General features: G+C 63.8%; 13 protein-coding genes and 1 pseudogene. 7 read left to right on the top strand and 7 right to left on the bottom strand.

The features are described 5' to 3' along the window. Both EOA24_RS20725 and EOA24_RS20720 read left to right on the top strand, forming a co-directional pair. A partial coding sequence (locus tag EOA24_RS20725; protein ID WP_127410021.1) for a M20/M25/M40 family metallo-hydrolase occupies positions 1-521 on the top strand: 521 nt, incomplete at its 5' end. Between the two features lie 13 nt (positions 522-534). Then, on the top strand, positions 535-1092 hold the full coding sequence (locus EOA24_RS20720) for a DNA-3-methyladenine glycosylase (protein WP_126083437.1): 558 nt from the start codon (positions 535-537) through the stop codon (positions 1090-1092). A gap of 16 nt (positions 1093-1108) precedes the next feature. Here the strand turns inward: EOA24_RS20720 and EOA24_RS20715 are convergent, their stop codons facing one another. Further along, positions 1109-1423, bottom strand: a complete 315-nt coding sequence (locus EOA24_RS20715; RefSeq protein ID WP_126083438.1) for an EthD family reductase — start codon at positions 1421-1423, stop codon at positions 1109-1111. Positions 1424-1619: 196 nt separating this feature from the next. Here EOA24_RS20715 and EOA24_RS20710 point away from each other — a divergent pair, with 196 nt between their 5' ends. Further along, complete coding sequence (locus tag EOA24_RS20710) at positions 1620-1979, top strand: hypothetical protein (protein WP_126078056.1); 360 nt, start codon at positions 1620-1622, stop codon at positions 1977-1979. A 19-nt stretch (positions 1980-1998) separates the two neighbouring features. On the opposite strand, the gene EOA24_RS20705 is transcribed toward EOA24_RS20710, so the two are convergent. From EOA24_RS20705 to EOA24_RS20690, 4 genes are all read right to left on the bottom strand, one after another. Then, positions 1999-2535 (bottom strand): cupin, encoded by a 537-nt coding sequence (locus EOA24_RS20705; protein ID WP_126078057.1) that lies wholly within the window; start codon positions 2533-2535, stop codon positions 1999-2001. Between the two features lie 138 nt (positions 2536-2673). Next, a complete protein-coding gene (locus EOA24_RS20700) occupies positions 2674-3039 on the bottom strand; it encodes a hypothetical protein (protein ID WP_126078058.1) in 366 nt (121 codons plus the stop codon). A 127-nt stretch (positions 3040-3166) separates the two neighbouring features. After that, on the bottom strand, positions 3167-3895 hold the full coding sequence (locus tag EOA24_RS20695) for an SDR family oxidoreductase (RefSeq protein ID WP_126078059.1): 729 nt from the start codon (positions 3893-3895) through the stop codon (positions 3167-3169). Positions 3896-3930: 35 nt separating this feature from the next. Further along, complete coding sequence (locus tag EOA24_RS20690; RefSeq protein ID WP_127257296.1) at positions 3931-4392, bottom strand: VOC family protein; 462 nt, start codon at positions 4390-4392, stop codon at positions 3931-3933. Positions 4393-4516: 124 nt separating this feature from the next. Here EOA24_RS20690 and EOA24_RS20685 point away from each other — a divergent pair, with 124 nt between their 5' ends. The 3 genes from EOA24_RS20685 to EOA24_RS20675 all read left to right on the top strand — a co-directional run bounded on the left by EOA24_RS20685 (position 4517) and on the right by EOA24_RS20675 (position 6344). Then, entirely contained in the window at positions 4517-5404 is an 888-nt protein-coding gene (locus EOA24_RS20685; protein ID WP_126078061.1) for a transcriptional regulator GcvA, read from the top strand. A 201-nt stretch (positions 5405-5605) separates the two neighbouring features. Further along, positions 5606-5899 carry a GYD domain-containing protein gene (locus EOA24_RS20680; protein WP_126061615.1) on the top strand — a complete coding sequence of 98 codons (294 nt, stop codon included), beginning with the start codon at positions 5606-5608 and terminating at the stop codon, positions 5897-5899. 244 nt (positions 5900-6143) lie between these two features. Further along, positions 6144-6344 (top strand): hypothetical protein, encoded by a 201-nt coding sequence (locus tag EOA24_RS20675; RefSeq protein WP_126078062.1) that lies wholly within the window; start codon positions 6144-6146, stop codon positions 6342-6344. Positions 6345-6392: 48 nt separating this feature from the next. Here the strand turns inward: EOA24_RS20675 and EOA24_RS20670 are convergent, their stop codons facing one another. Together EOA24_RS20670 and EOA24_RS20665 are read right to left on the bottom strand one after the other, a co-directional pair. Next, positions 6393-6677 carry a hypothetical protein gene (locus tag EOA24_RS20670; protein ID WP_126083439.1) on the bottom strand — a complete coding sequence of 95 codons (285 nt, stop codon included), beginning with the start codon at positions 6675-6677 and terminating at the stop codon, positions 6393-6395. Beyond that, entirely contained in the window at positions 6658-7011 is a 354-nt protein-coding gene (locus EOA24_RS20665) for a DUF768 domain-containing protein (protein WP_126078063.1), read from the bottom strand. Before EOA24_RS20665 ends, EOA24_RS20670 begins: the two co-directional genes overlap by 20 nt. A gap of 191 nt (positions 7012-7202) precedes the next feature. Between EOA24_RS20665 and EOA24_RS20660 the strand changes: the two are divergent. After that, positions 7203-7787: pseudogene (locus tag EOA24_RS20660) on the top strand (cardiolipin synthase B); the annotation flags it as partial.

The raw sequence follows: 7787 nt of genomic DNA, 5'->3' as shown, positions 1-7787 counted from the left end.
AGCTGATGCCGGCGCTGCCCGCGCTCGGGCGCGGCACTTTCGCCGACGACGATTTCAGCATGTTGACCGTCACCCATTGTTCGATGGGCGAAGCCGTGTTCGGCATCGCGCCGGGCTATGCGGAAGTGTGGGCGACGCTGCGCACCAGGCGCGACGAGCGCATGGCGGAACTCGTCGCCGCCGCGGAGGCGCTCGCGGCAGAAATCGCCGCCGCACATGGCCTTGCCGTGCGCTTCGACTATCACGAGATCTTCGTCGCCAGCGTCAACGCGCCGGACGCGGTCGAGCATCTCGCCCGCGCGCTCGACGAGGAAGGCGTTGCGCGCAGCGAGGCGGCGCTGCCGATGCGCGCCTCGGAGGATTTCGGCATTTTCGGCCACAGCGCCAAATCGGCGATGTTCTTCCTCGGCGCCGGCGAAAGGCACCCATCGCTGCACAACCCCGACTATGATTTTCCCGACGACCTGATCCCGATCGGCTCCCGGATCTTCATGCGCGCGGCGCGAAATTTGCTTGGCTGATCGAACGCCGACGATGGTCGATCCGGTCGACGCCGATTTCTTCGCCCGCGACGCGCTTGTGGTCGCCCGCAAACTGATCGGCGCCACGCTCGCGCTCTCCGGTGTCGGCGGCATCATCGTCGAGACCGAGGCCTACCGGCCCGACGATCCCGCCTCACACGCGTATCGTGGCCGCACGCCGCGCAACGCGCCGATGTATGGCGCGCCCGGCACGGCCTATGTGTATCGCTCCTACGGCCTGCACTGGTGCCTGAACGCGGTGTGCCTGCCGGGCAGCGCCGTGCTGATCCGCGCGCTCCAGCCGCAATCGGGCATTGCCGAGATGCACGGCCGGCGCGGCGTAGCTGACGAGCGGGTGCTCTGCTCCGGGCCCGGCAAGCTCTGCCAGGCGCTCGGCATCGACGGCTCGCACAATCGGCTGCCGCTGACCGCGCCGCCTTTCGAGTTTGCCCCGTCGCGGGCCGATCCCTCCGCCATCGTCAGCGGCCGCAGGATCGGCCTGACCAAGGCGGTGGAATTCGAGTGGCGGTTCGGGCTTCGCGGGTCGGCCTATCTCAGCCGGAAATTCTGAGCGGCGGCGAGCGGGCTCAGATTTCCATGCTGTCGAAAATGAAGATCTGAACGCCCGACCCATCAGGCGCGTAGAGCCGGCGATCCGCGCCGGCCGCTTTTCCCTCCGGGCTCGCCATCCCTTTTTTCATCGCGTCGAGATCGTCGAAATGAAGTGTCCCGATCAGGTAGACGTCAGACGGTCCGGCGAGCACCGTGATCGGCCCCCGGCTTACTTCGTATTTCCTCAAGCCCGGTATCTTCTTGGCCAGCGGTATATGCGTCTCGAAATAGTGCTTGTCGAACGCCTGCGCGTCGGCTGGCTGCTTGTAGATGACGATCATTCCAGCCATTGCGGCTCTCCTTTTCGGTGCGGACGAGTTAAGGACGAAGCGGCGGGTGGAAACGGAACGAGGTGTTGAAAAAATTTCGGGAACGCCTCGACGGACGACGACAGCAGTTGTCCGGCTCTCTCCTTTTGCCGCCATCTCGCTTGTGCGAAGAAGCATTCTGTGGTCTCTCCGGCCTTAAATTAGCGAGGACTCAAGGATGAGAAATGCGGTGATCGCCGCGCTCTGCGCGGGTGTGGCTGGATGCGTGTCCTCTCCAGCCGACTATGGCGCCTCGCTGTCGCAACAGGATCCGAAATGGGCATCGCCGGGATGCCAGCAGGCCCGCGCCGCCGCAGCCGACTATGCGCAGCGCGAGAAGGACCATCCCGGCTGGGGCATGGGCGTGCTGCTTGGACCTTACAGCATGGGGATGGTGGCGGCAGTGAAGGAGCATGAGCGGCAGCAGCGGCTGCTGCTTGCCAGGCAGACGCACCTGCAGTGCTCAAGCCGGCCGCTGCCGAAAGAACTGGATTTCAATCCGGCAATCTATGCGCCGAAGAAGGAGCATTATCCGTAGGGGACGGCCGCGTTGCGGTTCAGGCCGCCAACTTACTCCACGCTTTCAGCAGCGGCCCGTCGCTGCCAAAAAGCGGATCCTTGTCGGGACGGCGGACCCCCGGGATCGTGCGCAGCGCCTCGGCATGCTGCTCGGGGCTGCGGCACAGATCATATGTGCCGAACGGCGGATAGGCGCCGACCACCAGGAGGTCGGCCGAGCCGGACAGGCGCTGGTGGCCAGTGCCTGCCGGCAGCACCGCCACGTCGCCCGCCTTGACCTCGAGCACCTTGCCCTTGTCACCGCCGAAGCGCACCTCGGCGGCGCCGCGCGCGATGCCCAAAACCTCATGGATGCGCGAGTGGTAGTGAACGAAGCTGTAGATGCCGTTGCGCCAGCTGTCGCCCCAGCCATTCGCGCCGAAAATCTCCTCGAAGACCGCGGCCGGATCGACGTCGTCCGGCAGCGGCACCGCGCCGGGATAGACAAGCATGGGCCATCGCGGATGATTGGGCACCAGCCCGTCATCGGCGAAGCGAAAGGCGAGAGGCTCCTGCTTTTTGACTTGTTGCGCCATCCTTGCCATTCCTGCAGCACTGTCGGGTCTAACGGTTTGCAGCGCGCTTTGCTCCGGTCAGCAACGTCTTCAGTATGGACTTGGGCGCGCCCAACGGGCCGGTAATCAGCAGTGACCGTAAAGAGCTGGTGGCGGCGGTTACTGCGGAAGCAACCGCGAGACCTTGAGGCGCGGCGCGAAGAAGCAGCGCAGATAGGGCTGGTTGGTGATGACGTATCTGTTCTCGCAGATATGGTATCGGCCGTCCGGCGATTCCTGCACGCGCTCTCGCGGGATGTTGAAGCCATCGGGCAGATAGACATAGCCGCCGTCCGCCCTGGACTGCACCGAGGACTCCGGTATGGGGCGGCAATCCGTGCCGCCGCAGCATTTGAGGTTCGTTATCGGATCGACCTTGTTTTGGTACCAGTCGTGGCCGTTGGCGCCTGTCGCGGCGGCAAGGCAGATGACGGTGACGATGACCCTTCGCATGGCGTTCCTCGACGACGCGGAGGCGCTGCTCATTCGAGCGTCATGTATATGAGCGTTCCGCCAGAAACGCCATTGCCCGACAAGGGGTCGGAAAGCGAGGCCCGGCCCTTGGGGCCGCGATGGCGGAGCCGGATCCTCGGACAGAGTCCGGCCTTTCCGATCACACCAGCCGCTGCCCGCCGTCGATATGGACGGTCTCGCCGGTCATGAATTCGTTCTGCATCAGATAGAGATAGGCCGGCGCGATGTCGACGGGCCTGGCGATCCTGCCGGCCGGGATGCGGCCGCCCATCTGCCCGAAATAGCCTGTCTTGGCTTCTCCGACGATCTCGTCCCACATTTCGGTGTCGACCCAGCCGGGCGAGACGATGTTGACGCGGGTTGGCGCGAGCTCCAGCGCCAGCGCGCGAGCGAAATAGCTGAAGGAACCGGCGACCGCCGCGACCACCGCGCCGCCCGGAACCGGCGGGCGGTCCTTGTTGATGCCGGAGGTGAAGATCATCGAGCCGCCTTTGCTCAATTTGCGCACAGCATGCTTGGCAAGCATCACCGACCCGATCAGCTTGCCGTCGACGAAGCCGCGCACGAAATCCATGTCGGTCTCGCCGATCGGAAAATTGGGCGGCGGCGTGCCGGCCGTCGCCACCAGATGATCGAAGGCGCCGGCTTGCTCGAACATGCGGGACACGTCCGCCTCGTTCGCCATGTCGGCGGCAATGCCTGTCACGTGTCCTGCCCCGAGCCGCTCTTCGGCGGCCTTCAGCTTGTCCTCGGAGCGGCCGACGATCACGACTTCCGCGCCGTGTTCCAGCGCGGCTGCCGCGACGCCGAAGCCGATGCCGGAGCTGCCGCCGACGACGATGATCTTTTTTCCCGTGAGACTGGTCATGGGTTTTCTCCGTCCTTTCAGGGATGGGTTCAAAATCAGGCGAGCCCGGCGTGGGCGGCGGCGATGTCGGCGAGGATGATCTTCTTCATCGAATACATCGCCTGGCGCGCCCGGCTGGCCTTCGCGCGGTCCGGATCGTTCATCAGCCGCAAGGCTTCGCCCGGGATGACCTGCCAATAGACGCCGAACTTGTCCTTCAGCCAGCCGCAGGGCTGTTCCGAGCCGCCGCCGGCGGTCAGCGCGTTCCAGAAATAGTCGGTCTCTTCCTGGTCCCCAGTCTCGATGTAGAGCGAGATGCGCTCGTTGAAAGGCGGCACCCCGCCGGCATTGAGCGCGGTAAAGCGCTGGCCTTCGAGCTCGAAGTCGAAGATCGCGTGCGGCTTGTCGGTGAACTCGATCGCGCCGAGCGCGCGGCTGTTCTTGAAGACCGAGAGATAGAAATCCCGCGCGGCTTCGGCATCGAGATTGAACCAGAGGAAAGGATGAACGGTGGCCATGGCGTCCTCGCACGTTGGTGAGTTTTGATCACAAGTTCTGTGAGGATTTTTGGCTGGAAAAACCACGATGGACAAACCAAAGTTTGGCAATTATTTGTTACCATAACTCACAAATGGCTTCGCCATGACCCGCAAACTGCCGCCGCTCAATGCCTTGCCGGCCTTCGAGGCCGCCGCACGGCATTTGAATTTTTCCAGGGCTGCCGACGAGCTCAACCTCACCCATGGCGCGATCAGCCGGGCGATAAAACATCTGGAGGATCAGCTCGGCGTGCAGCTCTTCGAGCGCGCGACGCGCTCGGTGCGGCTCACACCGGTCGGCGAGCCTTATGCGGTTGCCGTGCGCGAGGCGCTCGACCAGCTCGCGCTGGCGACGCAGACCGCGACCTCGCGCCATTCCGGCTCGACGCTCAATGTCAGCACGTCGGACGGGTTTGCCGGAAAATGGCTGGTGCCGCGGCTCTACCGGTTTCACCGCGCGCATGGCGATATCGATGTGCGCGTCTCGACCACCGGCCGGCTGACCAATTTCCGCGGCGACGGCATCGACGTCGCCATACGATATGGCGGCGGCCATTATCATGGGCTGACGTCGGAGTTCCTCACCGGTGAGGAAGTGTTTCCCGTCTGCAGCCCGAAGCTGCTGGAAGGGCCACATCCGCTCAGGCACCCGCAGGACCTCAAGCACCACACGCTGATCCGCGACGGCTACCGCATCGACTGGGCGGCGTGGCTGGCCAGCGCCGGCGTCGAAGGCGTCGATCCCAACAGCGGGCTCACCTTCGATTCCGCCACCTTCGCGGTAGAATCGGCCGTCCAGGGCGAAGGCGTGGTGCTCGGCCGCACCATGCTGGTCTCCGCCGACCTTGCCACCGGCCGGCTGGTGCGGCCGTTCGAACACGCGCTGAAGGCGGTCTCCAGCTTCTATCTGGTCTACCCGCCGGAGGCGATCCGCCAGCGCAAGGTCAAGGCGTTTCGCGACTGGCTGTTTTCGGAGATCGAGCCGGGCTGATGAGCGCAGCCATCTACACACCGCCTTGCACGCGCGTGCGGCCTCGAGACATGACACTTGACTCGTGCCTCTTGCGGCAATCCAACCTGTACGCCGATATATTAGCAATTGCTTCTTTGTAGAGTGGGCACGTGCTATTGTGGTCCTGGGAACGGCGGACGCGCCGTGAGCGCCCCGCGTTTCCCTTGTGGGAGGAAACCAATGGCTCACTACGTATTGCTGTCAAACTTCACCGACCAGGGTATCAGGACCATAAAGGACACCCAGAAGCGTGCCGAGGCTTTCAAGGAGATGGCCAGCAAAAGCGGGGTCAAGATTCACACCTTGTTGTGGACGCTGGGCAAGCATGATGTCGTGGCGGTTGCCGAAGCGGAGGACGACATTGCCGCGACTGCGCTGGGCCTATCAATCGCATCGATGGGCAACATCAGAACCGAGACCCTGAGGGCGTTCGATACGGCGGATATGGCCAAGATACTGGCTAGGATGGCCTGACCGTTAACTTACCAACGCACGTGGCGGATCGAAGCCTGCGCCGGGCCGGGTACCCGGCGCAGGCCGCCTACGAATCCGACCTCACACATGACGGAGCAGCTCGGTGTGCAGTTCTTCGAGCGCGACGCTGTCGGTGCGGCTCACCCCTGCCGGCGAGCCCTGTGCATCGGCCCGGGCTGACGCACGGGCTCAGGAAACTTTCCTTCGGCTCGGCGGTTGATACCGATCCGAGAGAGGGGCATCCATGCCGGGACGAAATGGAGAGACGGCCAGACACTCCAGACGGCCGCGCTCGCGTCCGCTGAAGGGCGAAGAGACGGAGGTGAAGCACGTCGTCGAGACGCAGGGACTGTCACCTGCGCAGGCGCGGGAACTTGTGCGGCGCTATGGCAATGATTGGCGCAAGATCGAGGAAGCCGCCAAGACCTACAAGGGCGACGAATAAGGGCCCGGATATCGGCGCGATCAGTCCCCGCCGGCGTGGGATCAAGCCTCAACCTGAGCGCATCACGCCGGGCTCGCCGGCCTCGTCCGCCTGACCGGGCCGCTGGGCTTCGGACACCAGATCCTGGAATTCGATGGTCGTCACCAGGTAGCCTGCCTCGTCGTAGATCTTGGTCACCCAGGATGTCGGGTCCGACCCCGCGGCAATGCCGTCGAGCATGGCTTCCTTCGCAGCCCGCTTAGCCTCGGCTTTCGCCGTTTCGAGATTTTCCATCTCGACGTGGATCGGCGGCTGCGCCGCGGCTTCGAGAAACTCAAAGCGGAATTTGGGCATTCGTCTCTCCGTTTCCAGCGGCGGGCGGCGCAGGCGCAATCGATCCATGATCATCGCCGCTGCCGTCTCGTTGCTCCTCCAGCACGGTCTCGGCGATATATTCCTCGAGGTCGCCCACTTCCTCGTTGATCTCGTCAGGCTCTATGCCTTGGCTTTCGGCGTCGGCGATACATTGGTCGGCCAATTCGGCGGCGACTATCTCGGCCGGCATCGAGACCCGAGGTTCGGCCTTATGCTCATTGATCCATTCCTCCACGAAATGCGCCGTTTTGTTCACGAGCATGTCGGCCTCCGGCGAGGCTTCGGCTACGGGCTGTTCCAGCTTGATATCCATGCAAGACCATCCTTGAATGATCTTATTCAACGCCGACTGGTCGCAAAGGATGCAGCTCTCGGTCGATGGTGAGCGGCGGGCCGGGGATCGGCTGACCAAGCGCCGGTCCGAGCCCGCGCAGGCCCAGCCGGGAACCTGAATCACGGTCGAACATTCTTGCTGTTGGGATAAACTGACCGCAGGCTAAAGACGTGAAGGCTCAGGGCTTTAGAGCGCTACTGGCCAGCAAGACACGCGCTGCCGGGCGCAAGGCCGGCCATTGGCTCGACATCGCCAAATATGTCGCCGTGGCCGTCGCCGCTGCCGTCGTCACGCTGGCCGCGGTAAACCTGACCCCGGAGCCGCGTGTCATCCGCACGATCGTTCCGCACCGCTTCGACGCGGCGGATCCGCAATTCGTGCAAAGCATGAGCAGCTATTCGCAAGGGCAGATCTCCGGGCAGAACGCCGTGCAAACCCTCGTCAACGGCGACGAGATTTTTCCTGCGATGCTGCAAGCGATCGGCGTAGCCCGATCCAGCATCGACATGGAGACCTACATTTATTGGTCGGGCTCGGTCGGCTATCAGTTCGCCACGGCCTTGGCCGCGAAAGCCCGCGAAGGCGTCGAGGTCCGAGTGCTGGTCGACTGGCTTGGCTCCCTGCCCTTCGACGAGAACCTGATCCACATCATGACGGGCGCTGGGGTGCGGTTCCAGCGCTACCGGCCTGTCTACTGGTATACGCTTGACCGAGTGAACAACCGGACCCACCGCAAACTGCTCATCGTGGACGGG

It is taken from the genome of Mesorhizobium sp. M2A.F.Ca.ET.039.01.1.1 (genome assembly GCF_003998035.1).
Lineage (GTDB): Bacteria > Pseudomonadota > Alphaproteobacteria > Rhizobiales > Rhizobiaceae > Mesorhizobium.
This window is presented reverse-complemented; position numbering and strand designations above follow the sequence as displayed.